Source organism: Sphingomonas sp. AOB5 (genome assembly GCF_029433115.1).
Classification (GTDB): domain Bacteria; phylum Pseudomonadota; class Alphaproteobacteria; order Sphingomonadales; family Sphingomonadaceae; genus Sphingomonas.
Genome location: NZ_JARNTV010000002.1, coordinates 24,882 through 50,549, shown reverse-complemented (window position 1 = coordinate 50,549; position 25,668 = coordinate 24,882). Strand labels below are relative to the sequence as shown.

The following is a 25,668-nucleotide window of genomic DNA, read 5'->3' as shown; positions in this document are numbered from 1 at the left end:
GCGAAGGCGGGCCTTTAGCGACGGGCGGCCTCTCCCGCAAGCATGGGATAGGGATTGACCGGCTGGCCCTTCCACCACCCGTCGCCCGGCTGCATCCGCGCCACGCCGAAATGAAGATGGTAATTGCCGGTCCCGGCATTGCCGGTATCGCCGACATAGGCGAGCAAATCGCCTTCATGCACCGGCTGACCCTCGTGGAGGTCCGGCGCATAACCCTGAAGATGTGCGTAATAATAGCTCCACAGCCGGTCAGGCGAGCGGACATAGAGGGTGATCCCGCCACCGCCGTTCGAGAAGTACAGCTTCTCCACGGTGCCGTTCGCCGCCGCGATCACCGGCGTGCCGCCTGGCGCCATGATGTCGATGCCCTGATGCGCCCGCGCGCCGGCTGCACGCGATTGGCCCCAGCTGTCGTACAATGCGGATCGCGAGACGCCTTGAACCGGTACCGTCAGCAACGGATGCTCCCGCGACGCGACCGGCTTTCCTTCGGGTGCGGCAGTAACCGGTGCCTCGAGCCGCTGGACCGGGTGCGCAGGCGTCGCAGCAGAGTCCGGCTCGGGCGGCACGACCCGCACCATCGAACCGGCCAGCATCACCAGCCCGCCGGCGACCCCGCCCGCAATCCAGGTGCCGAAGCTCATCGCGTCACTCCTGAAACACCGCCGGTACGCCGGGCTTCACCATCAGCGACAGGCGCGCGACGTCCCAGTTGGTCAGGCGGATACAGCCATGGCTTTCCGCCCGGCCGATGGTCTGCGGTTCGGGCGTGCCGTGGATGCCGTAATGCGGCTTGTTCAGATCGAGCCACAGCACGCCGACCGGGCCATTGGGTCCCGGCGGCAGCAGCACCTTGGGCTTGTGGTCGCTCACGTCCCAGAACAGCTCCGGGTTGTAATGGAATTTGGGATTATAGTCGGCGCCCTGGATCTTCCAACGCCCGATCGGCAGCGGGTCCTTGCCGCTGCCCATCGTCGCGCTGAACAGCGCCACCAGGCGATCCCCCGAATAGACGCGCAGCGTGCGTTCCGATTTGTCGACGACGATCCGGTCGCCCTGCGGCTGGTTCGCGTCGACATTCAGGTCATGCAGCGTCTGCCGCCAGTCGGGGCGGAGGCTTTCGGGATAAGCGCGTGAGGTGGGCAGCGCGTTGGGAAAGATCATCTGCACGCCCGGTTTCGGGGTGCCCAGCCGCGGATTGAGTTCGGCCAGCACCTCGGGCGTGGTGTGGAACATCTCCGCCAGCTTCTCCATCGGATCGCGATAGGCGAGCGTGGTGAGCTTGCCCTGTTCGACCGGATCCTTGGGCAGCGGGTTCACGAACGGACCCGCGACCGCATCTTCGGTAAGGGTGAGCCGGCGGACCGGACGGAGCGCGCGATAGGGATGAAGCGCATGCAGCGTGCGCGCGTCGAGCTTGCCCGTTTCGGGCAGGCCGCGGGTTTCCTGAAATCCCTTCAGCGCCGCGACAAGCGACTGCCCTTCGCGCCCGTCGAGAATGCCGGGCGCGAAACCGAGATGATCGAGGATCACCTGCGCGTGGAGAACACCGAGATCGATCGGCGGCCGGGTTCCCGCCGCCTGCGCCTGAGCAAGACCGGGCGAGGCAAATGCGAGACAGGTTGCCAATCCGAGAAATTTGCGCACGCTTTCAAGCTCCTGCTGTTTCGTATCACTAGGACAACGACACAGCGCTCGCTTGTTTCCGCGTCAGCCGAGCACTCCGGCAAAGGCCTTGACCGCGGCCTCCTCGTCCCCGCCCCACACGGCGTTCGACACCGCGATGAAATCGGCGCCGGCCTTCACCAGTGCTGGCGCGTTCGCAGGCGTGATGCCGCCGATGGCGACACAGGGGATCTCGAACATCGTCGTCCACCACGACAGGATCGAGGGATCGGGATGGTGCCGCACCTCTTTGGTGGTGGTCGGGAAAAAGGCGCCGAACGCGACATAATCCGCGCCCGCCTCGCCCGCTTCCATCGCCAGGTGGCGGCTGTCGTGGCAGGTCACGCCGATCTGGGCCGAGGGACCGAGTACTGATCGCGCCTCGCGCGGATCGCCGTCGCCCTGCCCCAGATGCACGCCATCCGCGCCAAGACGCTTCGCCAGCGCGATGCTGTCGTTCACGACGAAGGCGACGTCATGATCGGCGCAGATACGCTGCAGCGGCTCGCCCAGCCGTGCGGCCTCGTGCTGGTCGACATCCTTCACGCGGAACTGGAACGCCGCGACTTCGCCAGCACCCAATGCGCGCTTCAGCCGCTCGTCGAACCCGCCGGTCACGTCGAGCGGCGAGATCAGGTAGAGCTGGCAAGGCGGCCGCCGCATGTCGCGTTCGAACTGCTCGGCGAATTTGGGGTCGAGCGGGCCCAGCGGGTCTTCTTCATCGATGATCATGACGCTCCCCTACCGCGTCGGGCAGGCCGGGGATAGTTTCGTTCATCCGGCATCTCACTCGCTGCGGATAGACTGGCGTCATGAAGCCGCTCCTTCTCCTGCCACTGTCTTTCCTGACCGCTTGTGCCGCCACGGTCGCTGCCACGCCGGCGCTTCCGGAAGGCCCGGCGCGGATCGGTGAGACGGTTCGGGTGGACGGCCCGACCGTACGCCCGTTGGCGATTGTCGAGGACAGCCGCTGCCCGGTCGATGTGGCGTGCATATGGGCCGGGCGGCTGGTGATCCGCGCCGAGATCGGCACCGGCCGGGGCAAGCAGGAGATGGTGCTGACGCTGGGCGAACCCGTCCCGGTTGCCGACGGCATGCTGACCCTGCGCGACGCGACGCCGGTCACGCGGCACGGTCAGCCGCTAAAGCCCGGCGACTATCGCTTCACCTTCGCGTTCGCCGGCGGCTTCTAGCGGACCAGCGCCAGCACGAACCCGTCCCAGCCTTTCGCACCGACGGTCTGGATCACGGTCGCGTCGATCCGCGGCTCGGCGGCGAGCATCTCGAACGCCGCCTGCGTGCCCCTCACCGAAGGATCGCTGCTGCCGGGATCGAGGATCGCCCCGCCGCGCACCACATTGTCGAGTACGATCACCGTGCCGGGCCGGCTCATGGCGAGCGCGGCCGTGAGATAGGCGGTGTTGCTCGGCTTGTCGGCATCGATGAAGACGAAGTCGAACGGTGCGCCGCCTTCGGCCTGAAGCGCGGCAAGGCTTTCGACCGCGGGGCCGGTCCGCACCTCCGCCTTGTCCGCCACCCCCGCCGCGGCGATGTTCGCGCGGGCGACATCGGCATGGTAGGGGTCGATCTCCAGCGTCACCAGATGCCCGTCCTCCGGCAATGCCCGCGCCAGCCAGATGGTGGAGTAGCCGCCCAGCGTCCCCACCTCGAGGATGTGCCGCGCACCCACCATCCGCGCAAACAGCATCAGCATCTTGCCCTGCGCCGCGGAGACGTCGATCGCGGGTAGTCCCGCCGCTTCGTTGTTCCTCAGCGCCGCTTCCAGCGCGGGATCGCTACCGAGCAGGCGATCGCAGATATAGGCATCGACGCCGGTCCATTCGTCCATCATCGCCGCTTGCTCCCGCATCGTATATGATACACTATATCTTCACAGGAGGCGCACCAATGGCCGGACGTTCGATATCGCTTTGCGCCGCCCTGTCCTGCTTCGTGCTCGCTGCCTGCTCGGCTCCCAATGCGGCGGAGAATCAGGCCGCGCAAGCCTCTCCCGAAGCGAAGGCGCCAGCCAAACCGTTCGTCCCGCTGACTTCCGCGGAAATCAAGAAGCTGCTGTCGGGCCATTATATCGATGAAGGCCCTTATGGCTGTTTCGACGGGCCATTGCGCGTGCTGGGTGACGGCAGTTTCGAAGCCTACAACATCGGAAGCGGCGTGACCGGCGGCACGGTTGAGATCGTCGATGGCGCCGCGATATTCGATGACGGGGCCGGACCCGAGCATTTCCGGCGGGTCCTCATGCTGTTCCGCGACGGCCGCGGCGATCCTTTCTATCGCGCGGAAGGCGACACGGCCGATCCGCGACCGCTCAGGCTGGGCCGCAACGGCGTGGACGAGCCGGTATCCAGCTGTCAGCCCGGGAATGCGTCCGGCTGAGATGAGAAACTTCGCCCTCGCAAGCCTGTTGCTGCTCGGCGCATGCTCGCCGGCAAAACCGCCGCCCGGTCCGGCGACACTGCGAACACCCGTTGTCGCAGCCGAGTTGCAACGGCTCTTGCCCGGCCATTTCATCGATGAGCGGCCCTATCCCTGCGATGCCGGCGCACTGGCGCTACACGCCGACGGGAAATTCGACTGGTTCAGCGGCTGGGGCGGAACCCACGGTACCTACCGGATCGGGGACGGCGCGGTTGCGTTCGAAGGTTATCGCTACAATTCCGCCGATCCCAAGGTCGATTTCAGCGTCACCTTCGCCAAGGACGGCAACGGAACCATCTACTACCGGATCGCGCCGGACCCCGAGCGTGAGTTGCGGCTCGCGAAAATCGACAGGAACACGCCGTTCATCAGTTGCGGCAATGTCGAGGCGCCCCCGCCGCCGCCCGGCAATGGGGGTTAGCCGGCGATCCCCATGCCGCCGACCGGCCGGGTTTCGACATGGGTATCGAAGCCGGCGATCAGCGGCCGCCCTTTGGCGATCGCGGCCTGCACGGCGGGCAGCTTCAGCGAGTCCGCATGATACCCCTTGGTCTGCCAGACCTCGGTGATCCAGATGCCGTTCTCGTCCTTCACGTCTTCGGCGACGATATAGGCAAGACAGCCGGGCATATCGGCGGTGCCCGCGGTCAGCAGGTTGATCAGCTCGTTGCGCTTGCCCGGATGGGCAGTCATCTTGCCGATCAGGCCATAGAGTTCGATCTCTTCCACGCCGCCGAACTCCCCACTGAATTCCCTTGCCAATACGGGGCCGCCCAGTATCGCCAGCGCGAGGCCGGCAAGGACCGGGCGGCGGCCCGTCATGATCAGGCCGGAACCGCCGTCTTGGCGGTCGAGGCTGCGTGGATCTCGTCGATCGCGCCGCCAAGCGAGGCGTTGAACTCGTCCTCGCTCATCTGATGGCGCAGATCCTCGAGCAGTGCGCGGCTGAAGCTGGCGATCATGCCGCGGTTCTTGGCCAGCTCGGCGCACGCCTCGGGACGGGCGAAGCCGCCCGACAGGGCCACGACGCGCAGCACGCGCGGATGATCGACCAGCGCATCGAACAGGCCGGGCTTGGCCGGGATCGACAGCTTCAGCATCACCTTGTCGTCGCCCGGCATCGCGTCGAGCGCCTTGAGCAGTTCGTCGAGCAGGATCACTTCGGCTTCGGCGCGTTCCGGCGACTTGATGTTCAGTTCCGGCTCCAGCATCGGCATCATGCCGTGCGACAGCACCTGCTGGCCCACTTCGAACTGCTGCGCGACGATGGCGGCGATGCCCTCGCGATTGGCGAGGTTGATCACCGAACGCTCCTTGGTGCCGAACACGCCCAGCGCCTTCGACTTGGTCAGCAGCGCGTCGAGTTCCGGCATCGGCTTCATCAGCTGAACGCCATTGGCTTCGTCCTCGAGGCCCTTGTCGATCTTGATGAAGGGCACCACGCCGCGCTCGATCAGCGCCTGCGGGGTCGGCTTGCCGTCGACCTGGCCGTCCATCGTCCGCTCGAACAGGATCGCGCCGATCACCTTGTCGCCGTTGAAGCAGGGCGAGGTGATGATGCGGCTGCGCATGTCGTGGATCAGGCCGTACATCGCGTCTTCGCCGGAGTAGGACCCTTCCTCGATGCCATAGCCCTTCAGCGCCTTCGGGGTCGAACCGCCGCTCTGGTCCAGCGCGGCGATGAAGCCGTTGCCCTCTGCGATCTTGGCGGTCATCTCGGCGGTGTTCATGTGGCGTGATCCCCTTGTTCGAACTAGCGGCACATCGGCCGCGCGAATTCCTTCGCTATTGCAGCGACTCGCTGGAGTTGGAAGTCTGACAACGCTGGTCAGCAAGTGTCAGAAAGGGAGGCGCAGCGTTTCCGCCACGCCTCCCGTCCGTTTTTGCGGAACGTCAGTCCCGCGGCTTGAGGGTCACGAGCTGGTCGAGCAGGCCGCCAAGCCCCTGGCTGCCCGTGTGGACGTCGATCCGGCCGATCTTCTCGGTCACCCGCTCGAGGGTCTCCAGCTCCTTCAGGCGCAGCAGCGTGGGGTTGTCCTCCATCAGCTTCGCCGTGTTGAGCAGGCTCCGCGTCGCCGCGGTCTCCTCGCGCCGGCGGATCAGGTTGGCCTGCGCCACCTTCTCCGCTTCGACGACCTTGTTGATCAGCTCACGCATCTCGCCCGGCAGGATCACGTCCTTGATGCCGAGTTCGGCAACGCGGACGCCGATGTCGCCAAGCTGGTTCCGGACATGCGCGACGATCTGCGCGTCGACCGACTCGCGATCGTTGAGCAGCTCGTCGAGCGTCCGCCCGCCCACGGCCTCACGGACCGCGAACTGGACCAGCTTGTAGACGTGACCCTGGTGGTCCGGGGTCGAGAGCGCCGCCAGACGCACGTCCGTGATCTGCACGAACGAGGTCAGGGTGACGCGCAGCGACACGCGGTCCTTCGTCAGGATCTCCTGTGCGGTAACCTCGACCGGGATCGGGCGGGTGTCGAGCATCTTGGCAGTGACCTTGCGGCCGATCTGCCAATAGCCGTACCGGCCCGGACTGAGCGTCTCGACGAGCTCGCCGTCGAAGAACACCAGACCCGCCTCGGCTTCTGCGACCGAGATGGTCGCGATCACCGCCGGCGTGGCCGGGCCGACCGTCGCCGCCTTCTCGAACGCCACCAGTTCGCGCTTGTCGAGCTTCGGGCGCTCCAGAACGTCGAACGTGTCGACGCGGACGGTATCGAACACCTTCCACACACGGATCACCTGACCCGGGCGCACGATCCACGCCGCGCGCTCACCGAGCCACACGACACAGACCTGGCCTTCGCCCGGCTGCACCGTCTCGAAATTCGCCTGAGCGAGTTCGGGATGGCGCTTTTCCATGATCTCGGCCCAGGGCGAGTTGAACAGGCCGATCGCGTCAACGATCTCCACGCTCTTTCGTCCCAGCCAGTTCGAGATCCGGTGACGACCCGGACCCAGAACATCGATGATGCGGCCATCCTGAATGAGGAGGCCGCGCTGGTTTTCGGCGATAACGAACGTCATTGCCGGTCCTCCTCTTGCTCATCCGCGCGACCTGAGTGTCGCTGCGGGACGGCGCCGTTAGACCGGCATAGTAACGATTGCAACGGTTATTTTGCTGCGGTGCAGCATATAAAGAAATCTGCAAATCCTTATATGTCGTGGCGATGACAAGACGCGTCGATACACGGCGCAAAATCGCGGCATGGAGGTCGGGTTATCTTGGGGGATAGGGTCGGCCGGCGGGTTGTTCGCCGATGATCGTGCGGGCTGGCGATTGAGGCAGGTGCCGGGGCGGTTGCCGTTCGCGCGGACATATCGGGGCCAGCCCCGATCCCGGTACGAACGCCGCACGCCCCTCAGCGCGCTGCCGGTATCCTCGCCGGCGCTGAGCCGGTCACCGACTGCCTCGGGCTGCGCGCGCCGGCCGAAGCCGGAACGCCCTTCCCTCGGCGTGAACACCCTGCCGGCCTTCCCATCAGGAATGGCTTCGAAGGCCAGTGCAGGAGTCGAACCTGCGGAGGACGCTTGCGCGCCCGACAGATTAACAGTCTGCTGCTCAACCACTGAGCGTGGGAAAAAGGAAGGATTCGAACCTTCGCCAGCCCGGTTCCCCGGGTGCTCTACCGCTGAGCTACATTTTCATGTCTGATCTGCGCCGTGGAACACGGTACGGTACGCCGCCCGCGCCCGCGGGGTCTCACGAGCCCCAACGAAACAGCACAATCCAGAGCCGCCCCTTGGCAGCCCGGCTCGCGCTTGTCCAGCATTTATGTTGCAGCGCAACATGAAATCCAGAGCCCGGGATAGTCGCTCACGAACCCATTGGCGGCGATGTGGAGCGTGGCGAGATACGGCCCTTGCGGCGAGTTATAATCGTAGGTGTCGTTCCCCGTGCGCTTGTAGATCTGGGGCAGTGCGATCAGCGTATCGGACTCGACATCCAGCCACGCGACATCGATCGAAGCGGATTGCCCGACGGAAAGTCCCATCCGCTTCAACTGCGGGCAATTGGTCGCAGGCGTGAAGCCGAGGTCGAGATCGACACAATGCGCGACGCCGGTTTGCCGTACGCCATCCAGAGTCCAGCCTTCGGCATCCCGCTCGATCCGGCGGGACACGGGCTTCGTGCCGACAAAGCCGTCGATACGGCCGCGGCGCGTCGACCAATCGGGTTCGAGATCCAGCGCATAGTGGAGGCAGGCCGGCGCGCCTTCGTGGAGGAACACCGCCGTGCCGCTCAGCCGCCAGCCCTTGCCCGCCTCGGCCAGCAAGGCGGCGTCATGTCCTGTCGTATGGAGCGTCTTCCAGAACGCCGTCTCGCCCATCCCCGCTCAACCGGCGGACGGGCGAATGGTTTCAGGCCCTGATCAGCGCCGCGACGCCCGGAAGGTCCTTGCCTTCCATCCACTCCAGGAAGGCGCCGCCCGCGGTCGAGATGAAGCTGAAGTCGCCCGACACGCCTGCCTGATTGAGCGCAGCAACAGTGTCCCCGCCCCCGGCAACCGAAACGAGCGAGCCTTCCTTGGTCAGCGCCGCCGCAGTCTTGGCCAGCGAAACGGTGGCGGTGTCGAACGGCGGCGTCTCGAACGCGCCGAGCGGTCCATTCCACACCAGCGTACGGCAGGTCTTGAGCACATCGGCCAGCGCTTCGGTCGCCGCCGGGCCGACGTCGAGGATCATCTCGTCGGCTTCGACTTCATGGACATTGACTGTGCGCACCGGCGGATTGGCGCGGAATTCCTTCGCCACCACCACGTCGTAGGGCAGATGCACGGTGCAGTTGGCGCGGTCGGCAGCATCGAGGATTTCCTCGGCGGTGCCGGTCAGATCATGCTCGCACAGGCTCTTGCCCACATCCACGCCGCGCGCGGCGAGGAAGGTGTTGGCCATGCCGCCGCCGATGATCAGGTGATCGACCTTCTCGACCAGATGCTTCAGCACGTCGAGCTTCGACGATACCTTGGCCCCGCCGACCACCGCCGCGACCGGATGCTCCGGATTGCCCAGCGCCTTGTCCAGCGCGTCCAGCTCGGCTTCCATCTGACGGCCCGCGAACGCCGGCAGCTTGTGCGCCAGCCCCTCGGTCGAGGCATGGGCACGGTGCGCCGCCGAAAAGGCGTCATTGACGTAGAGATCGCCCAGCGCTGCGAGGCGAGCGATGCTCTCGGGCGCGTTCTTCTCCTCGCCGGGATCGAAGCGGGTATTCTCGAGGATGCCGATATCGCCCGGCTGCATCATCGCCACAGCGTCGCCCGCATCCTGATCGTCGATGAAGCGCACCTGACGACCCAGCACCTGCGAGAAGGGCCGCGTCACAAGCGACAGGCTCATGCTCGGGTTATGCTGGCCCTTGGGCCGTCCGAAATGCGCCAGCACGATCACGATCGCGCCCTTGTCCGACAGTTCGGCGACGGTCTGCACCGCAGCACGCAGGCGCGTGTCGTCGGTCACCGCGCCATCGGCCATCGGCACGTTCAGATCCTCGCGGACCAGCACGCGCTTGCCGGTGATGTCGCCCATATCGTCGAGAGTCTTGAAGTTGCGGCTCATGCTTCGATCCTGATTTCGTCGCCAATGGCGATATGTCCGCCCGAGATGACGCGCGTGCAGGCCCCGCCGCGCCAGTCGGGCTTCAATGCTTGCTGAAGGCCCATATGGAGATCGTCCATCCGGCTGCACGGATCGCATTCGACCGTGACTTCCAGCACGACCTCGCCGCCGATGCGGATGCGGGCGCCCTCGCTCTGCGGCAGGTCCACGCCGTCCACCAGTAGGTTCACCCGGCGGTTCCACCAGTCGAGCGACGTACCCGCTTCGCGCGAGGCCGCCGCCCAGTCACCTGCTTCCATCACAGTGACCTGGCGGCGGTTCTTGCTATTGGGTCTCAGGATGCCGCGACAGCATCCCTCGATCCCGCGCTCCACCGACACCGCGACCGAATCGAGCGTCTCGATCGGGCCTTTCCGCTCGCGATGGAGCGCGATGCCGGCGAGCGTGCCGGTCACCCCAGCTTGGCCATCGCCGAGGCGGTGTCGACCATGCGGTTCGAGAAGCCCCATTCGTTGTCGTACCAGCTGACCACGCGGACCAGCTTGCCGTCCATCACGGTCGTTTCCAGGCTGTCGATGGTCGACGATGCCGGGGTGTGGACGATGTCGATCGAGACCAAAGGCTCGTCCGAATAGAAGAGCACGCCCTTCAGCGGACCGCTTTCCGACGCGGCCTTCAGGATCGAGTTGATCTCTTCCTTGGTCGTGTCGCGCTTCGGGGTGAAGGTCAGATCGACAAGGCTGCCGTCCGGGACCGGAACGCGGATCGCCGAACCGTCCAGCTTGCCCTTCAGCTCGGGCAGAACCTCGCCCACCGCGCGGGCAGCGCCGGTGGTGGTCGGGATCATGCTCATCGCGGCGGCGCGGGCGCGGCGCAGGTCGTCATGGATCTGGTCGAGGATTTTCTGGTCGTTGGTATAGGCGTGGACCGTGGTCATAAAGCCACGCTCGATGCCGACCGTGTCGTTCAGTACCTTGGCGACCGGCGCCAGGCAGTTGGTGGTGCACGATGCGTTGGACACGATCGTGTGACCGGCCTCCAGCTTGTCGTTGTTGACGCCGAACACGACGGTCAGGTCGACATTCTTGCCCGGTGCCGAGATCAGCACCTTCTTCGCGCCCGCCGCGATATGCTTCTCGCACGATGCACGGTCGGTGAAGAAACCGGTGCATTCCAGCACCAGTTCGACGCCGTTCGCGGCGTGCGGCAGGTTCGCCGGATCGCGCTCCTTGGTCACCTTGATGCGCTTGCCGTCGACGACCAGATCGTCGCCATCGGCCGAGACGGTGCCGGGATATTTGCCGTGGACCGAATCGCGCGAGAACAGCCACGCGTTCGACTTGGCGTCGGCGAGATCGTTGATCGTGACCAGTTCGAGGCCGCTTTCCGGCCGCTCGAGAATGGCACGCGCCACGAGGCGGCCGATGCGTCCGAACCCGTTGATCGCAACCTTCGTCATATCCCTGCTTCTCCTGCTCTTATTTCAGCTTTTCGAGGATTTGCGGCACGATCGCCGCGGCCGTGAGGCCAAAATATTCGTACAGCGCGGGCGCCGGGGCCGAGGCGCCGAACCGGTCGATACCGAAGCGCAGCCCGTCCAAGCCGGTATAGCGCTCCCAGCCGATGGTCGTACCGGCCTCGATCGAGACCTTCAGCACATCGGCGGGCAGCACGTCCTGGCGATAGGCCAGGTCCTGTGCATCGAAGCGTGACCAGCACGGCATCGACACCACGTCCGCGCCGATTCCCTGCGCTTCGAGCGCTTCGCGTGCTGCAACCGCGATCTCGACTTCCGAGCCGGTCGCGATCAGTACCACCTTGCGCGCTGTAGTAGCCGTAGCGAGGCGATAGCCGCCCTTCGCAGTGTTGCCGGCGACGGTGCAGAGCTGCGGCAGGTTCTGCCGGGTCAGCGCCAGCAGCGACGGCCCGTTGGCGCGCTTGAGCGATTCTTCCCAGGCTTCCGCGGTCTCGACCGTGTCGCACGGCCGCCAGACCTCGAGGTTGGGCATGATGCGCAGCGAGGTGACATGCTCGATCGGCTGATGCGTCGGGCCGTCTTCGCCCAGCCCGATCGAATCATGGGTCATCACATAGACGACACGGGCATTCTGCAGCGCCGAGAGGCGGATCGCGCCGCGGGCATAGTCGGAAAAGACCAGGAAGGTGCCGCCATAGGGGATCACGCCGCCATGCAGCGCCATGCCGTTCATCGCGGCCGACATGCCGAACTCGCGAATGCCGTAATAGACATATCGGCCCGAATAATCGTCGCGGCTCAGCGGCGTGGTCTGCTTGGTCTTGGTGTTGTTCGAACCCGTAAGATCGGCCGAACCGCCCAGCGTTTCGGGCACCAGCTCGTTGATCGCGCCCAGCGTATTCTCACTGGCCTTGCGCGTCGCGACCTTTTGCGGCGCGGCGAGCAGATCGGCGACGAACGCGTCGAGCGAGAAGCCCTCGGGCAAATCGCCCGCCATGCGGCGCGAGAATTCGGCTGCATTGGCGTCGCTTGCGAGACGCTGCTTCCACTCGGCGTGAGGAACGGCACCACGTGCGCCCGCTTCCAGCCACGCCGAACGGATATCCTGCGGCACTTCGAACGGCGGATAGCTCCAGCCCAGTTCCTCGCGGGCAGCCGCGACTTCGGCACCGCCCAGCGGCGAACCATGGGTCTTGGATGTGCCCTGGAAGTTCGGCGCACCCTTGCCGATGATGGTCTTGCAGCGGACCAGCGAGGGCCGCTCGTCGGCGATGGCATGGTCGAACGCCTTGGCGATGCTGACGGGATCATGCCCGTCGCATTCCACCACCTGCCAGCCGGTCGCGGCATAGCGCGCCGGGATATCCTCGCTCGACGACAGCGATACCGCGCCGTCGATGGTAATCTTGTTGTCGTCCCACAGCACGATCAGGCGGCCGAGCTTCAGATGGCCGGCAATGCCGATCGCCTCATGGTTGATGCCTTCCATCAGGCATCCGTCGCCCGCGATCACCCACGTGCGATGATCCACCAGCGAATCGCCGAAGCCCGCATTCAGGTGACGCTCGGCAATCGCCATGCCCACCGCCATGGCGAGGCCCTGCCCCAGCGGGCCAGTGGTGCATTCGACGCCCGCCAACTCGAAATTCTCGGGGTGCCCCGCGCACGGGCTGCCGATCTGGCGAAAGGTCTTGATGTCCTCCAGCGTCGGGCGCGCATAGCCGGTCAGGTGCAGCAGCGAGTAGAGCAGCATCGATCCATGACCGGCCGACAGCACGAAACGGTCGCGGTCCGGCCATTTCGGATCGGCAGGATCGAACTTCAGATAATTCTGGAACAGCACGGTCGCGACATCGGCCATGCCCATCGGCATGCCGGGGTGGCCGGAATTGGCCGCCTCCACGGCGTCCATCGAGAGTGCGCGGATGGCATTGGCGCAGTCGCTGAAGGATGCGGTCACGTATATTCCCCGGGTAGCTGGCGCGCACGCCTTTGGGACGCATGCGCCGATACGTCAACCGACTCGCCGGACCAGCATTTCTTGGGGCGCTGCAACTTGCCCGCCGCTCGCCGCGAAATCGGGGGATTCGGCCGCACCAATCGCCTTTCGTTATACCTTGTGTCGAATGCGCTATAGGTACGAGGGGTTGCCGCTCGGCGCCGCGGTGCCTAATCCTAGCCTATGGCGGGTAGTTCTTCCGACCGGATCGAAAAGGCCCTGGCTCGAATCGAGGCGGCCGCAGCGGCTCGCGCATTTTCCAGCGAGCGAATCGTCCGCCGCCACGCCGCCCTGCGCAAACGCATCGAAACCGCCGTCGCTTCGCTCGACGAACTGATCGCGCGCGAAGGCCGGAGCGACTGATGGCCGAAATCACCCTCACCGTCGCCGGCCGAAGCTATAATGTCGCCGCGCGAGAGGGTGACGAGTCCCATTTGCGCCACCTCGAAGCGCTGCTGGCCAAGCATGCCGATACTGCCCAGCGCGCCTCGGGCGGCCTCAGTGCCGAGAAGACCCTGCTCTATCTCGCGCTGATCCTGGCCGACCTGCTCGACGAGGCGGAGAAGAATCCGCCCTCCGGCGTCTCGCCCGTCCTGCTCGATCGCATCGCAGATCGTCTCGAAGCCGTCGCCGCTGCCCTTGAGGAAGACAGTGCGAGCGCCTAGATAGGTTGACGGTGGGCACTGCCCGGTACGAGCTTTAGCGATTATCCCTGAGGCGATTCATCATCCATGGGGGTTGTCCCTGCGCAGATCCTGGTCTGTCGTACATGATCCCCACCTGACGTACTTGGCGTCAGAGGATATTCAGGCAAACGGCCATGGCGGTCCCACCACCCCGATCGGACAGATATGATCCCCGATAAACTGGCCCTCCGGGCAAGGCTCCGCGCCGAACGCGACCGGTTTGCGGCCGAATCGGTCAGCGCGATCACAGCACCCGAAGCATTTCTGGAACGGCTGAAGCCGGATCTGGTCGTCACAAGCTATATCGCGCTCGGCAGCGAGGCCGATCCCACCCAGCTCGCGGCCGCGGCGGTGGCCAAGGGCTGCCGCCTCGCTTTGCCCCGCGTCACTGATCGCACCAGCCCGATGCGCTTCCTCGCCTGGAGCCTGGGCGATCCGCTGGTCACCGGCCAGCTGGGCCTGCGCCAGCCCGGTGCGGACGCCGAGGAAGTGACGCCGGACATCATCCTGACGCCACTGCTCGGCTTCGACGCGCGGCTCGACCGGCTTGGTCAGGGCGCCGGCCATTACGACCGTGCCTTTGCCCGCTATCCCGATGCGTGGCGGGTCGGTATCGCATGGAGCGTGCAGCAGGTCCCCGCGGTCCCGACGGACATCTGGGATGTGCCGCTCCACGCCGTGATCACCGAGGAAGGCATGCTGTGTCACAAATAGGACCCGATTCCGGACCGCAGCCGAGCTGGCGCAAGCCCGCGGGGATGTTCGGCATCCTCGTGCTGATCCTGGTGTGGATCGTCGCGGTCGCCAGCTTCTCGGCCGAGATCGGATCGCTGCCGGTGCTGGTGCAACTCGTCATCTATGTGGTGCTGGGCATCATCTGGATCATGCCGCTCAAGCCGTTGCTGCGATGGATGGAGCTGGGGCGGTGGAAATAACCCCGCCGAAGCAGCCCTTCCCGCTGAAGCGCCTGCTGCGCGAATCGCTGTCGCAGGTCGCGCATTTTCTGGTGTGGATAGCCTGTACCGGCGTTGCCACAGCGCTGCTGCAAGGCATGACGTCCGGCTTCGAGATATTTGCCGAGGGTTGGCTTCCGCTGGCCGTACTCGGCAGCATCGCTATCCCTCTCGTGCTGGCGGCACCGATCCTGATCCTCGATTGGCGCAACGCGCGCCGTGAGAAGTCCCTCGCCAGCCGCTGAACCGCCCCCGCGCAATCCCCGCTGGGAAGCGATCACCGTCGCCGCGACCTTTGCGTTCGGCGGCGGACTGATCTCGCTGATCATCGTCGGGCTTGCATGGTTCGCCATCGGCCCCGCTTTCCGCTGGCCGATCGAATCGGGTTTCGTCACATTGTGCGTCATCGCCATGGTGGCGGGCCTGCCGGTTCTCGTGATCGACCGGATCCGTCACCGGGAGAAGCAATAGGGAGAGGATCGCATGTCCGACTGGAAGCACATTGTCGTGCAACCCGGCTGGGCGATTCGCCGCGATGCCGTGTTGCTCGCCTCACGACTGACCATCGGCGCGTTTCTGATCTGGGGCGTGTGGGACAATATCGTCGATCCGGCGCGGATGAGCGAGTTCCGCAACTTCCTCGCCTTTCACGATTTCCCCATGCCGGGCATCGCCGCGCCGCTCTCGGTCTATGCGCAGTTCATGTGCGGCGTGGCGTTCCTTGCCGGCATCGGCACGCGCTGGGCCGGACTGATCTGCGCGATCAATTTCGCGGTGGCGATTGCGATGGTGGACGCAAAGCTGGGCATTCGCGGCGCGTTTCCGTCCGCATGCCTGATCCTGTTCGGATTGATCTTCGCGACAATCGGTGCGGGCCGTTATTCGGCCGACGCCATCCTCAATCGAAATCCCTGATTTCGTGAGCGATGGCGCGAGTGACGGGGCTCGAACCCGCGACCTCCGGCGTGACAGGCCGGCGCTCTAACCAACTGAGCTACACCCGCTTGAACCAGCGAGGAGGCGGGCACTAGACGCGGGTCCCACCCCTGTCAACACGCTTTAGCCGGAATTGTCGCGCCCGGGGGAACGACGGAAGCGGCTGGCAGTGCGATCATGCGTCAGCGTGCCGTGTTCGAACAGGAATCCGGCGATATCCGGCTTGCCCGCGGCGTTCATCACGGTCTGGACGATGATGAGAATCGGCACCGCCATCAGCGCGCCCGGCGTGCCCCACACCCATCCCCAGAAGCTGAGCGAGATCAGGATCAGGATCGGGCTGATCGTCAGGCGGTGACCGACGATCAGCGGCGTCACCACATTCGCTTCGATCAGATGCGCGACGATCATGATCGCGGCCGGCACCAATGCCCAGCCAATCTCGGGAAAGCTCATCAGCCCGCCGATCGCCAGCAGCAGCGCCGCGATCACCGGCCCGAAATAGGGGATATAGTTGAGCAGCGCGACCATCCCGCCCCACATCAGCGGACTGGGCATGCCGATCATCCACAGCGCGGCGGCAACGATCAGGCCCAGCACCAGATTGATCAGCGTGATCGTGCCCAGATAGGCCGAGGTATCGTCGACCACGTCCTGGATCACCCGCGCGGTCGCCATCGCCCCGCCAAAGCTGGAACGGCTGGTGATTGCGCCGCGCCGCAGCCGGGTCCAGCCCGACAGGAAGAAATAGATCACCAGGATCGCGAAGAAGCTCTCGATGATCGCCGACGGCGCCGAGGTGGCAAACAGATCGAGCAGCGAACGCGGCGGCGTAGCGGCCATCACCGCAGGCTGCTTCATCGGCTCGGCTGCGAAGTTCATCAGCGTGCGGTTCACGAACTGATCGAGGTTCGAATAGAATTCGATCAGCGGCGCGAGATTGTTCTGGATCTGCGGAATCTTGGCCGGCAGGTCGCGGATCCACTGGGTCGCCGGCACCACGATCGACGCCAGCGCGACATTCGCCGCGACCAGGAACAGCAGCACGCAGGTAAAGGCGGCGATCGGCGAAGGGATGCGATGCCGCTCCAGCCATTCGAGCAGGGGCACCAGCGCGATGGCGATCACCACCGCACCGGTCAGGGGCAGGAAGAACTCGCTACCGGCCTTCAGCGCGAAAGGCAGCGCGAGCAGCAGGCCGATCCCCGCGAGCAGCGCCAGCGCCGCCATCAGCCGGTCGCGCTGCATCTCGCCTTCAGCACCCGCGGCGGGAAGCATCGGCGACGGCGGCACAGCCTCGGGTGCAGGCGCCGCCGCAGCAGCTCCCGTATGCGGCGTGTTCGCGCCCGTCGTTCCGGCTTGCTCGTTCATACCCTACCCTCGCAGGGGTACGTTAGGCGCGGCAGGGCGTGGGGGCAACAAGTCCCGCCCCGTTTCCACGAGGGGAAAACCCGGCTAGCCTCGATACATGGGAGAGATACTGCTCGTCATCGACGAAGGCACCACATCGACGCGCGCGATGCTGTTCGCGCCCGACGGCACCGTATTGGGATCGCAATCGGCGGCGCTGACCCAGCATTATCCGGCGCCGGGGCTGGTCGAGCATGACGCGGCCGAAATCTGGGAAAAGACCCTCGCCTGCGCCCGCGCGATGGTCGGGAAGGCCGGTGGCGCAGACCGGATCGCCGCAATCGGCATCACCAACCAGCGCGAGACCCTGGTCTTCTGGGACAGGACGACCGGCGAGCCGCTGGCCCCCGCGATCGTGTGGCAGGACCGGCGCAGCGCCGACATTTGCCGCACGTTGAAGGATGCGGGCGAAGAACCGGGCGTGCAGGCGCGCACCGGCCTGCTGCTCGATCCCTATTTCAGCGGCACCAAGATCGCATGGGCCATGGCCAACTGGCCCCAGCTCAAGGAAGCGGGCGACCGGCTGGCGCTGGGCACCATCGAAAGCTGGCTGGTGTGGAAGCTGACGGGTGGCTTGCACGTCACCGATGCCACCAACGCTTCTCGGACCCTGCTGATGGGCCTTGGCAGCGGCGCGTGGAGCGATGGGCTGATCGACCTGTTCGGTGCCCCGCGCCATGCCCTGCCCGAGATCGTCGATTGCGCGGGCCGATTCGGCACCACCAGCCTGTTCGGCGGCGAAATCCCGATCTGCGGCCTTGCCGGCGACCAGCAATCCGCCACCATCGGCCAGGCCTGCCTCGCCAAGGGCGAGACCAAGGCGACCTATGGCACCGGCGCGTTCGTGCTCACCAATGCCGGCACCGCCCAGCCCCGCTCGAAGAACCGCCTGCTGGCCACCTGTCTGTGGCAGCTCGACGGGCGGCGCACCTATGCGCTGGAAGGATCGGTGTTCGTCGCGGGCAGCCTGATCCAGTGGCTCCGCGATTCGGTGAAGCTGATCGCCAATGCGCAGGAGACCGAAGCGATCGCGAAATCGGTCGACGACAATGGCGGGGTCTATCTGGTCCCCGCTTTGTCCGGCCTGGGTGCCCCATGGTGGCAGCCCGAGGCGCGCGCCGCGATCACCGGCCTCAGCTTCTCGACCGGCAAGGCGCATATCGTCCGCGCGGCGCTGGAAGCGATGGCGCACCAGAGCCACGACCTGAAGACCGCCTTCGCCGCGGACGGCGTCGACTGGGCCACGCTGCGCGTCGATGGCGGCATGGTGACCAACGACTGGATCGCGCAGGATCTGGCGGACATGCTCGACGTGACCGTGGAGCGCCCCGACTTTGCCGAGACGACGGCACTAGGTGCGGCGATGCTCGCGGGCGTGGGATGCGGCATGTTCGCGGGACTGGAGGAAGCTGCCACAATGCGCGGGAAGGTCGAGACGTTCACCGCGCAACTCGATCCAGCCACCCGCGACGCCCGCCTCACCGGCTGGCGCAGCGCCATCGAGAACGTCATCGGCCAGCGGGTTTGAGCGGAGTACGCTCCATGAGTTTCCGCCACGCCGCGCGGCACGCTTCGTCGCCATCGCCAGCGTCCGGATCGAGTTCGAACCAGGCGATGTCCCGGATCGCATCGGTCGACAAGCTGACCGGCCAGATCTGCCAGAAGATATATTCCCTGCCTTCGCCATCATAGAGCTGGAACGAGAAAGCGTCGGTGCGGCGGCAGATCGGATAGAACGCTTCATCCGCACGTCCGGTGTCGAACATCGCCCACCGCTCCGCGAAGACCGTCGGGCCATTTTCCGGCCTGACAAATTGCGCCCAGCGCATCGACAATCCCACGAGGAGCGTTGCCGCCAGCCCCGCCACAAGCCCGCTCCGCCTCACAACTGGCGAACCATGCAAGGCGGAGAGTGCCAGTAGAAAGGTTGCAATGGCAGCAAGCGCGACGATCCTGGCCGGCGGCACCGCCAGCGTCACTTCCATATCATCGATGCCGATGCCCACGCCGTGCAGCGAGGCGAAGAACAGGTGCAGCAGCACCATGACCGGCACTGCGACGATAAGCACCCAGCGCACCAATCCCGCCTTCCGCATGACTTCCCCCGCAGTATTCGCCATCCAACGATATCAAACACCGCCACAATCGGAAGGGAGACGGACAATGAGGAGTCCGACCGTCGAACCGCTGGCATAAGTTCAAGGAACATCGCATCGTCGCATTGCCGGTTAAGGAGGGGCGAGGATGCGACACGTTCGCCCGGCGGGCCTGCTGGCGCCGCACTCTGTGATTGCCGATACCGACGGGGGGAAGACGAAGTGAACAATGCCGATGTGATCAAGGCCGAACTGGACTGGCTGGAGGCTTGTATCGGCAGCCGCCTCAACGCCTATGGAGAGGCGGTCGCGATCGACCTGCCGCCCGCGCCGCCATTGGTGGAAGCCGCGCCGGGCTATGCCGGAATCGTCGCGCGCCTGTGCTTGGCCGACGAGGCGCGCCTGCTGCTGATCCTCGCCCTCGCCCCGCATGTCGCGCCGAACCTGCTCGACAGCTTCATGATCGAGAACTCGGCGATCGAGCGCCGCTTCACCGAGTTCGGCGGCTTCATCGATCCGGCGGGCAGCGGATTCCGCCCGACCTGCCAGACCGCCTGCTTCCTCGTCGCGGGCGACGATATCGCGCAGTCGCTCCGCTTCCAGGCCGGGCTGAAATCGCATCCGCTGATCGTCGAGGACCTTGTCCGTTTCGACCGCCGCGACAGTCACGAACCGCTCCTCAGCGCACGGCTGATCGTGCCCGAGGATGCCGCAGAGCAGATGTTGTTTCCCGGCTGATCCGCCACAGACATAGTAGCGAAACGATTCGCGCCTAGCGCCAAGTCATCAGCCGTTGACTTGCATCTCCGGACGCAGGCCCCGGCCAGTGACTGGAGTATGAAGCGTGGACCACAATGAACGCGAGCAGGCGCTGCGCCTGCACGAGAGCCTCGAATATATCGGCCTGCGCGCCCAGGCGACGATGGTCGGCCTGTCGCAGCTCTGCACCGAGCTCGTCGCCGCCAATGTGCTGAGCGACGATGCGGTCGAGCGGATCAAGCTGGCCATCGTCCAGGACATCACCGTGTCGCGCCCGCGCGTGCGCAATCACGAGGAGTTCGAGGCGGCGCTGAAGAACCGTATCGACACGATCTTCCCGCGCCCGGCAGGCGGCAAGCGCAGCGCCCGCGTCGGCCCCTCGACCGACATGGAACGTGCGCTGCAGACCAGCCCGGAGGAACTGCGCGGCGAAGCCTAAACCGCAGCTTCCTCGCCGAACAGCGCCTTCAAATCCTTCTTCAGGATCTTGCCGTTGGCGTTGCGCGGCAGCGTGTCCTTCGAGAACAGCACCCGCACCGGCACCTTGAAGCCGGCCAGCCGCGCACGGACCCAGTCCTGCAATTCGGCTTCGGTCGCGCTGGTGCCGGGGGCGAGGTGGACCACTGCGGCAGGCTCCTCGCCCAGCGAGCGGTGCGGGATGCCGACCAGCGCCGCATCGGTCACCGCCGGATGGGCGTAGAGCACGTCCTCGACCTCGATCGAGTAGATATTCTCGCCGCCGCGGATGATGATGTCCTTGGCCCGGTCGACGATGTAGAGGAAGCCTTCCTCGTCCACCCGCGCCAGATCGCCGGTGCGCACCCATCCGTTGACGAAGGTCTCGGCGCTCGCCTCGGGCTTGTTCCAATAGCCCTTCACGATCATCGGCCCGCGCGCCCACAGTTCGCCGACTTCGCCGACGGGCAGCTCGTCCTTGGCCTCGACGTCCATGATCTTCAGGTCGGCCACCGCCACCGGCACGCCCGCGCTGGTCGGCCGGGTCAGGTAATCCTCGCCCGAATGCTGGGTCACCGTCGCGGTCGTTTCGGTCATGCCCCAGCCATTGCCGGGCAATGCGCCGAACTCGGCATAGATGCGCTTGACCAGCTCCGGCGCGGACGGCGCGCCGCCATAGGAGATGCTCTCCAGCGACGAGAGATCGTATTTCGCCCGGTCGGGATGCTCGAGCAGCTGCCACGCGATCGTCGGTACGCCGCCGGTCATGTTGATCTTCTCGCGCTGGATCAGCTCCATCGCCAGAACCGGATCCCAGCGCCGCATGAACACGATGGTGCCGCCCGCCGCGATCAGCGTCATCATCGCCGCGCTGCACGCGGTGACGTGGAACAGCGGGATCACCAGCAGCGTGGTCTTGTGATCGGGCATTTCGGGCGGCATCTCGCCCCGGCGCAGCATCGCCCTGCCCGCGCTGTACCCGCTCGACATGATGTTGGTCACGAAATTGCGGTGCGTGCCCAGCGCGCCCTTGGGATTCCCAGTCGTGCCGCTGGTGTAGAAGATCGTCGCATCGTCGTCCGGCGCAACATCGGCGTCGGGGAAGCCGATATCCTCCAGCGTCGCCCAGTCCTTCGTGACACCGATCAGCACTTCCAGCCGGCTGGCCGGCGCAACGATCTCGGTCTTGCCGCGCGCCACCACGACGCGCTCCAGATCGGGCATGCGCTCGTAGCAATCCTTCAGCCGCTCGTGCCGCTCGCCATCGACGAAGAGGACCTTCGCGCCCGAATCCTTCATGGCGTATTCCAGCTCGCCGCCGGTCCACCATGCGTTGAGCGGCACCACGATCGCGCCGATGCTCACCCCGGCGAAATAGATCACCGGCCATTCGGGCAGGTTGCGCATCGCCAGCGCGACGCGGTCGCCCTTGGCCACGCCCATCTCGCGCAGCTTGTGCGCCAGATGGCTCACCGCGCGATAATTGGCGTCATAGGTGACGCGCTCATCCTCATAGATGGTGAATTCGCGCGCGCCATAGGCCCGCACCAGCTGCGCCAGCACCCGCAACGAGGGGGGCGCATTCTTCCACACCCGCGTCGGCACCCCGCGAATCTCGACGGTGTCCATCTCGAACTTGGCGCCCGGCGCGGTCATCGCGGCCTGGACTGCCGCTAGGGAAGCCTTGGGCCAGGCAGGGTCCAGCGGCACGATCGGATCGTTCGACAAGGCGGCATCACTCCATTTGTAGAATGTCGGGTTTGCCCCGCGCTTTCTGATTCCTTATCGAACTAGTGTTGATTCAAGCCGCACTCAAGGCAATAGGGGATGCGACGGGCGCGGAAACGCATCGGACAAGATTCGAGTTTAGGGTATGGAGTGGGCATGAAGGTCGCGAAGCCGGAATCACAGGGGTTCGACGCGGCGCGCCTCGCCCGTATCGATGCGTTCATCAAGGCGACCTATCTCGATTCGGGAAAGCTGCCCCACGCCCAGCTGCTGATCGCCCGCAATGGCGAGATCGTCCATTTCTCAAGTCAGGGTGCCGCGCGCGAAGGCGGTGCCGATGTGAACGACTCCACCCTGTTCCGCATCGCTTCGATGACCAAGCCGGTCACCAGCCTCGCCTTCATGATGCTGGTCGAGGAATCGCGGGTCAGCCTCGATACGCCGGTCCATCACGTCCTGCCCGAATTCAAGGGCCTCGGCGTCTATAATGGCGGCGGTGCGGGCGTTCCGTTCGCGACCAAGCCGACCGCCGAGCCGATGCGGATGATCGATCTGCTCCGCCACACTTCGGGCCTGACCTACAGCTTCCAGAACCGCTCGAACGTCGATGCCGCCTATCGCGCGGGCAAGATCGAGAATTGGTGGGGCCACCTCACCCTCGAAGAGTTCGTCGGAGCGCTGGGTCAGATCCCGCTCGAATTCTCGCCGGGAGAAGCCTGGAACTATTCGGTTTCCACCGACGTGCTCGGCCTCGTCGTCGAACGTGTCTCGGGCATGCCCCTGCCCCGCTTCTTCGAGGAACGCATCTTCAAGCCGCTCGGCATGGGCGACACCTTCTTCCAGGTGCCCGCCGACAAGGTCGATCGCCTCGCCGATTGCTGGACGCTGGCGCCGGGCAAGGGCCGCGTGATGTTCGATCGCGGCGCGGAAAGCCTGTGGGCGACCCCGCCGACCCAGGTTTCTGGCGGCGGCGGCCTCGTCTCGACCGCGCTCGACTATCACCGCTTCAACACCATGCTGCTCAGTCAGGGCGAGCTGGACGGCGTGCGCATCGTCAGCCGCAAGACGATCGAGCTGATGACCACCAACCACCTGCCCGGCGGTTCGGACCTCGCCACCATGTCGCAATCTTTGTTCAGCGAGACGACCAATGCCGGTGTCGGCTTCGGTCTGGGCTTCGCGATCACCACCAATGTGGCGCGCACCCTGATCCCCGGCTCCAACGGCGAATTCTACTGGGGCGGTATGTTCTCGACGGCCTTCTTCGTCGATCCGGTCGAACGGATCTCGATGGTCTTCATGACGCAATTCTCGCCGTCCACCACCTTCCCGATCCGCCGGGAACTCAAGACGATGATTTATTCTGCGTTGACGGACTGACTGCCCTCCGGCGAACGCCCATTTGTCCCCACCATCCCCCGGCCCAGGCCGCATGACGAACCCGAAATGGAGAGAAGAATGACCTCCCCCATCACTACCAGCCGCCAGGGCGATGTCCTGATCATCACCTCGGATAACCCGCCGGTGAACGCGCTCGGCGCCGCGGTCCGCCTCGGCATCCAGGCCGGGATCCGCGAAGCCGCAGCAGACGATAGCGTGAAGGCGGTGGTGATCCACTGTGCCGGCCGCACCTTCTTCGCGGGCGCCGACATCACCGAGTTCACCAAGCCGCCGGTCGATCCGCTGCTCCCGGCTTTGGTCGACGAGATCGAGGCTTCGGAAAAGCCGGTGATCGCCGCGATCCACGGCACGGCGCTGGGCGGCGGCTGCGAAGTCGCGCTCGCCTCGCACTATCGCATCGCCGTCCCCTCGGCGAAGTTCGGTCTGCCCGAAGTGAAGCTCGGCATCCTGCCCGGCGCAGGCGGCACCCAGCGCCTGCCTCGCGTTGCAGGCGTCGAACTCGCGCTCGAAATGGCCGCCAAGGGCGATCCGATTTCGGCCAGCAAGGCCAAGGATGCCGGTCTGGTCGATCGCCTCGCTGGCGAAGACAGCCTGCTCGCCGATGCCGTGGCCTTTGCCAATGAAGTCGCAGCCACGCGCCCTCTGCCCCGTGCCAGCGAGAAGACCGCGACTGCCGATCCCGCGCTGTTCGAAACCTTCCGCAAGACCAACGCCAAGCGCTTCCGCGGCTTCGAGGCACCGGCCGACATTGTCGACCTGATCGAGAAGACCACCGGCATGGACTATGCCGAGGGCGTCAAGCTCGAGCGCAACGGCTTCATGAAGCTGGTGATGGGTGTCCAGTCCGCTGCGCAGCGCCACATCTTCTTCGCCGAGCGCAAGGCCAGCAAGATCGACGGCATCGCCGACGACATCGCGCTGCGCGACGTGAAGCGCGTCGGCGTGATCGGCGCCGGCACGATGGGCGGCGGCATTTCCATGAACTTCCTGTCGGCGGGCATCCCCGTCACCATCGTCGAGATGGCACAGGAAGCGCTCGACCGCGGCACCGGCACGATCCGCAAGAATTACGAAGCCACTGCCGCCAAGGGCCGCATGACCGCCCAGCAGGTGGAAGGCGCGATGGGCCTGCTGAAGCCCACGCTCAACTTCGACGATCTGGGCGAGTGCGACCTGATCATCGAGGCCGTCTATGAGAATATGGACGTGAAGAAGGAGATCTTCGGCCGTCTCGACAAGATCGCCAAGCCCGGCGCGATCCTGGCGTCGAACACCTCCTATCTCGACGTGAACGAGATCGCAGCCGCCACGTCGCGGCCGCAGGACGTGCTCGGCATGCACTTCTTCTCGCCGGCGAATGTCATGAAGCTGCTGGAGATCGTCCGCGGCGACAAGACCGCCGACGATGTGCTCGCCACCGCGATGGCGATCAGCAAGAAGATAAAGAAAGTCGCCGTCGTTGCGGGCGTCTGCTACGGCTTTATCGGCAATCGCATGCTGATCCCGCGCCAGATGGAAGCGATGAAGATGCTCCACGAAGGCGCCACGCCGGAGCAGATCGACAAGGTCCATGTCGCGTTCGGCATGCCGATGGGTCCGTTCCAGATGAGCGATCTCGCCGGCGTCGATATCGGCTGGCACCGCGATCCCACCCGCATCGAGAATATCCGCGACGCGCTCGCCGCCGAAGGCCGCTGGGGCCAGAAGACCGGCAAGGGCTTCTACGATTATGACGAGAAGCGGAACCCCTCGCCCAGCCCGCGCGTCGCCGAGATCATCGCCGATTTCCGCGAGAAGACCGGCACCCCGCAGCACGAGATCACCGACGAAGAGATTGTCGAGCGCACGCTCTACACCATGGTCAACGAAGGCGCGCTGATCCTGGCGGAAGGCAAGGCCCAGCGCGCGTCGGACATCGATGTGGTGTGGATCTACGGCTACGGCTGGCCGGTCTATCGCGGCGGCCCGATGTTCTGGGCCGATACCGAGGGCCTCAAGAAGATCGTCGCCGGACTGGAAAAGCACGGCTTCGAAGTCGCCCCCCTGCTCCGCGAAAAGGCCGAAAAGGGCGAGCGGTTCAACTAAAATGACCCGTCACCCCAGC

The 25,668-nt window shown here is 65.4% G+C and carries 30 protein-coding genes and 3 tRNA genes; 15 read left to right on the top strand and 18 right to left on the bottom strand.

The features are described 5' to 3' along the window. Nucleotides 1-14 precede the first annotated feature (14 nt). The 3 genes from P1X14_RS01295 to thiE all read right to left on the bottom strand — a co-directional run bounded on the left by P1X14_RS01295 (nt 15) and on the right by thiE (nt 2,397). Nucleotides 15-644: a M23 family metallopeptidase gene (locus P1X14_RS01295; RefSeq protein WP_277313491.1), complete on the bottom strand. Its 630-nt coding sequence runs from the start codon at nt 642-644 to the stop codon at nt 15-17. Nucleotides 645-648: 4 nt separating this feature from the next. Beyond that, the gene (locus tag P1X14_RS01290) at nt 649-1,647 is read right to left on the bottom strand and encodes a L,D-transpeptidase family protein (protein WP_277313490.1); all 999 of its coding nucleotides are present in this window, start codon (nt 1,645-1,647) and stop codon (nt 649-651) included. 63 nt (nt 1,648-1,710) lie between these two features. Beyond that, nucleotides 1,711-2,397 carry a thiamine phosphate synthase gene (gene thiE, locus P1X14_RS01285; RefSeq protein ID WP_277313489.1) on the bottom strand — a complete coding sequence of 229 codons (687 nt, stop codon included), beginning with the start codon at nt 2,395-2,397 and terminating at the stop codon, nt 1,711-1,713. Nucleotides 2,398-2,477: 80 nt separating this feature from the next. Between thiE and P1X14_RS01280 the strand changes: the two genes are divergently transcribed. After that, nucleotides 2,478-2,858 carry a hypothetical protein gene (locus P1X14_RS01280; protein ID WP_277313488.1) on the top strand — a complete coding sequence of 127 codons (381 nt, stop codon included), beginning with the start codon at nt 2,478-2,480 and terminating at the stop codon, nt 2,856-2,858. On the opposite strand, the gene P1X14_RS01275 is transcribed toward P1X14_RS01280, so the two are convergent. Then, nucleotides 2,855-3,517 carry an O-methyltransferase gene (locus tag P1X14_RS01275; RefSeq protein ID WP_277313487.1) on the bottom strand — a complete coding sequence of 221 codons (663 nt, stop codon included), beginning with the start codon at nt 3,515-3,517 and terminating at the stop codon, nt 2,855-2,857. The two genes, P1X14_RS01280 and P1X14_RS01275, sit on opposite strands and share 4 nt — an antisense overlap. A 56-nt stretch (nt 3,518-3,573) precedes the next feature. Here P1X14_RS01275 and P1X14_RS01270 point away from each other — a divergent pair, with 56 nt between their 5' ends. Both P1X14_RS01270 and P1X14_RS01265 read left to right on the top strand, forming a co-directional pair. Beyond that, nucleotides 3,574-4,062, top strand: a complete 489-nt coding sequence (locus P1X14_RS01270) for a hypothetical protein (RefSeq protein ID WP_277313486.1) — start codon at nt 3,574-3,576, stop codon at nt 4,060-4,062. 28 nt (nt 4,063-4,090) lie between these two features. After that, the gene (locus P1X14_RS01265) at nt 4,091-4,525 is read left to right on the top strand and encodes a hypothetical protein (protein WP_277313485.1); all 435 of its coding nucleotides are present in this window, start codon (nt 4,091-4,093) and stop codon (nt 4,523-4,525) included. On the opposite strand, the gene P1X14_RS01260 is transcribed toward P1X14_RS01265, so the two are convergent. From P1X14_RS01260 to tkt, 10 genes are all read right to left on the bottom strand, one after another. Continuing rightward, nucleotides 4,522-4,926 carry a putative quinol monooxygenase gene (locus P1X14_RS01260; RefSeq protein ID WP_277313484.1) on the bottom strand — a complete coding sequence of 135 codons (405 nt, stop codon included), beginning with the start codon at nt 4,924-4,926 and terminating at the stop codon, nt 4,522-4,524. The two genes, P1X14_RS01265 and P1X14_RS01260, sit on opposite strands and share 4 nt — an antisense overlap. 2 nt (nt 4,927-4,928) lie before the next feature. Continuing rightward, entirely contained in the window at nt 4,929-5,834 is a 906-nt protein-coding gene (locus P1X14_RS01255; RefSeq protein ID WP_277313483.1) for a fructose bisphosphate aldolase, read from the bottom strand. A gap of 163 nt (nt 5,835-5,997) precedes the next feature. After that, a complete protein-coding gene (locus P1X14_RS01250) occupies nt 5,998-7,134 on the bottom strand; it encodes an SPFH domain-containing protein (RefSeq protein ID WP_277313482.1) in 1,137 nt (378 codons plus the stop codon). 473 nt (nt 7,135-7,607) lie between these two features. Continuing rightward, nucleotides 7,608-7,683 (bottom strand) — tRNA-Asn (locus P1X14_RS01245). 2 nt (nt 7,684-7,685) lie between these two features. Further along, a tRNA-OTHER gene (locus P1X14_RS01240) sits at nt 7,686-7,754 on the bottom strand. A 126-nt stretch (nt 7,755-7,880) separates the two neighbouring features. Then, nucleotides 7,881-8,438 (bottom strand): putative glycolipid-binding domain-containing protein, encoded by a 558-nt coding sequence (locus P1X14_RS01235; RefSeq protein ID WP_277313481.1) that lies wholly within the window; start codon nt 8,436-8,438, stop codon nt 7,881-7,883. A gap of 31 nt (nt 8,439-8,469) precedes the next feature. Then, nucleotides 8,470-9,663, bottom strand: a complete 1,194-nt coding sequence (locus P1X14_RS01230) for a phosphoglycerate kinase (RefSeq protein ID WP_277313480.1) — start codon at nt 9,661-9,663, stop codon at nt 8,470-8,472. Continuing rightward, nucleotides 9,660-10,118 (bottom strand): MOSC domain-containing protein, encoded by a 459-nt coding sequence (locus P1X14_RS01225; RefSeq protein WP_277313479.1) that lies wholly within the window; start codon nt 10,116-10,118, stop codon nt 9,660-9,662. Before P1X14_RS01225 ends, P1X14_RS01230 begins: the two co-directional genes overlap by 4 nt. Continuing rightward, nucleotides 10,115-11,122: a type I glyceraldehyde-3-phosphate dehydrogenase gene (gene gap, locus P1X14_RS01220; RefSeq protein WP_277313478.1), complete on the bottom strand. Its 1,008-nt coding sequence runs from the start codon at nt 11,120-11,122 to the stop codon at nt 10,115-10,117. Before gap ends, P1X14_RS01225 begins: the two co-directional genes overlap by 4 nt. Nucleotides 11,123-11,141: 19 nt before the next feature. Continuing rightward, on the bottom strand, nt 11,142-13,100 hold the full coding sequence (gene tkt / locus P1X14_RS01215; RefSeq protein WP_277313477.1) for a transketolase: 1,959 nt from the start codon (nt 13,098-13,100) through the stop codon (nt 11,142-11,144). A gap of 222 nt (nt 13,101-13,322) precedes the next feature. Between tkt and P1X14_RS01210 the strand changes: the two genes are divergently transcribed. The 7 genes from P1X14_RS01210 to P1X14_RS01180 all read left to right on the top strand — a co-directional run bounded on the left by P1X14_RS01210 (nt 13,323) and on the right by P1X14_RS01180 (nt 15,693). Then, entirely contained in the window at nt 13,323-13,502 is a 180-nt protein-coding gene (locus P1X14_RS01210) for a hypothetical protein (RefSeq protein WP_277313476.1), read from the top strand. After that, nucleotides 13,502-13,804 carry a cell division protein ZapA gene (locus P1X14_RS01205; RefSeq protein WP_277313475.1) on the top strand — a complete coding sequence of 101 codons (303 nt, stop codon included), beginning with the start codon at nt 13,502-13,504 and terminating at the stop codon, nt 13,802-13,804. Before P1X14_RS01210 ends, P1X14_RS01205 begins: the two co-directional genes overlap by 1 nt. A gap of 186 nt (nt 13,805-13,990) precedes the next feature. After that, a complete protein-coding gene (locus P1X14_RS01200) occupies nt 13,991-14,539 on the top strand; it encodes a 5-formyltetrahydrofolate cyclo-ligase (protein WP_277313474.1) in 549 nt (182 codons plus the stop codon). After that, entirely contained in the window at nt 14,536-14,760 is a 225-nt protein-coding gene (locus tag P1X14_RS01195) for a DUF2842 domain-containing protein (RefSeq protein WP_277313614.1), read from the top strand. The genes P1X14_RS01200 and P1X14_RS01195 overlap by 4 nt, the downstream gene beginning before the upstream one ends. After that, the gene (locus tag P1X14_RS01190; RefSeq protein ID WP_277313473.1) at nt 14,751-15,023 is read left to right on the top strand and encodes a hypothetical protein; all 273 of its coding nucleotides are present in this window, start codon (nt 14,751-14,753) and stop codon (nt 15,021-15,023) included. Before P1X14_RS01195 ends, P1X14_RS01190 begins: the two co-directional genes overlap by 10 nt. Then, on the top strand, nt 14,998-15,249 hold the full coding sequence (locus tag P1X14_RS01185) for a hypothetical protein (protein ID WP_277313472.1): 252 nt from the start codon (nt 14,998-15,000) through the stop codon (nt 15,247-15,249). The genes P1X14_RS01190 and P1X14_RS01185 overlap by 26 nt, the downstream gene beginning before the upstream one ends. Nucleotides 15,250-15,261: 12 nt before the next feature. Beyond that, nucleotides 15,262-15,693 (top strand): DoxX family protein, encoded by a 432-nt coding sequence (locus tag P1X14_RS01180; RefSeq protein ID WP_277313471.1) that lies wholly within the window; start codon nt 15,262-15,264, stop codon nt 15,691-15,693. A 12-nt stretch (nt 15,694-15,705) separates the two neighbouring features. On the opposite strand, the gene P1X14_RS01175 is transcribed toward P1X14_RS01180, so the two are convergent. Both P1X14_RS01175 and P1X14_RS01170 read right to left on the bottom strand, forming a co-directional pair. Then, a tRNA-Asp gene (locus tag P1X14_RS01175) sits at nt 15,706-15,782 on the bottom strand. A gap of 55 nt (nt 15,783-15,837) precedes the next feature. After that, nucleotides 15,838-16,992, bottom strand: a complete 1,155-nt coding sequence (locus P1X14_RS01170) for an AI-2E family transporter (RefSeq protein WP_277313613.1) — start codon at nt 16,990-16,992, stop codon at nt 15,838-15,840. A gap of 190 nt (nt 16,993-17,182) precedes the next feature. Between P1X14_RS01170 and P1X14_RS01165 the strand changes: the two genes are divergently transcribed. After that, on the top strand, nt 17,183-18,652 hold the full coding sequence (locus P1X14_RS01165) for a glycerol kinase (RefSeq protein WP_277313470.1): 1,470 nt from the start codon (nt 17,183-17,185) through the stop codon (nt 18,650-18,652). Here the strand turns inward: P1X14_RS01165 and P1X14_RS01160 are convergent. Further along, a complete protein-coding gene (locus tag P1X14_RS01160; protein WP_277313469.1) occupies nt 18,633-19,220 on the bottom strand; it encodes a hypothetical protein in 588 nt (195 codons plus the stop codon). The two genes, P1X14_RS01165 and P1X14_RS01160, sit on opposite strands and share 20 nt — an antisense overlap. Nucleotides 19,221-19,442: 222 nt before the next feature. Here P1X14_RS01160 and P1X14_RS01155 point away from each other — a divergent pair, with 222 nt between their 5' ends. Beyond that, entirely contained in the window at nt 19,443-19,958 is a 516-nt protein-coding gene (locus P1X14_RS01155) for a hypothetical protein (RefSeq protein WP_277313468.1), read from the top strand. A 106-nt stretch (nt 19,959-20,064) separates the two neighbouring features. Beyond that, nucleotides 20,065-20,418, top strand: coding sequence for a hypothetical protein (locus tag P1X14_RS01150; RefSeq protein ID WP_277313467.1), 354 nt, complete (start codon nt 20,065-20,067; stop codon nt 20,416-20,418). Here the strand turns inward: P1X14_RS01150 and P1X14_RS01145 are convergent. After that, nucleotides 20,415-22,163, bottom strand: a complete 1,749-nt coding sequence (locus P1X14_RS01145) for a class I adenylate-forming enzyme family protein (RefSeq protein ID WP_277313466.1) — start codon at nt 22,161-22,163, stop codon at nt 20,415-20,417. The genes P1X14_RS01150 and P1X14_RS01145 overlap by 4 nt on opposite strands. Nucleotides 22,164-22,319: 156 nt before the next feature. On the opposite strand from P1X14_RS01145, the gene P1X14_RS01140 reads away from it, so the two are divergent. Both P1X14_RS01140 and P1X14_RS01135 read left to right on the top strand, forming a co-directional pair. Further along, the gene (locus tag P1X14_RS01140; RefSeq protein ID WP_277313465.1) at nt 22,320-23,543 is read left to right on the top strand and encodes a serine hydrolase domain-containing protein; all 1,224 of its coding nucleotides are present in this window, start codon (nt 22,320-22,322) and stop codon (nt 23,541-23,543) included. 78 nt (nt 23,544-23,621) lie between these two features. Continuing rightward, nucleotides 23,622-25,649, top strand: a complete 2,028-nt coding sequence (locus P1X14_RS01135) for a 3-hydroxyacyl-CoA dehydrogenase NAD-binding domain-containing protein (RefSeq protein WP_277313464.1) — start codon at nt 23,622-23,624, stop codon at nt 25,647-25,649. Nucleotides 25,650-25,668 lie beyond the last annotated feature (19 nt).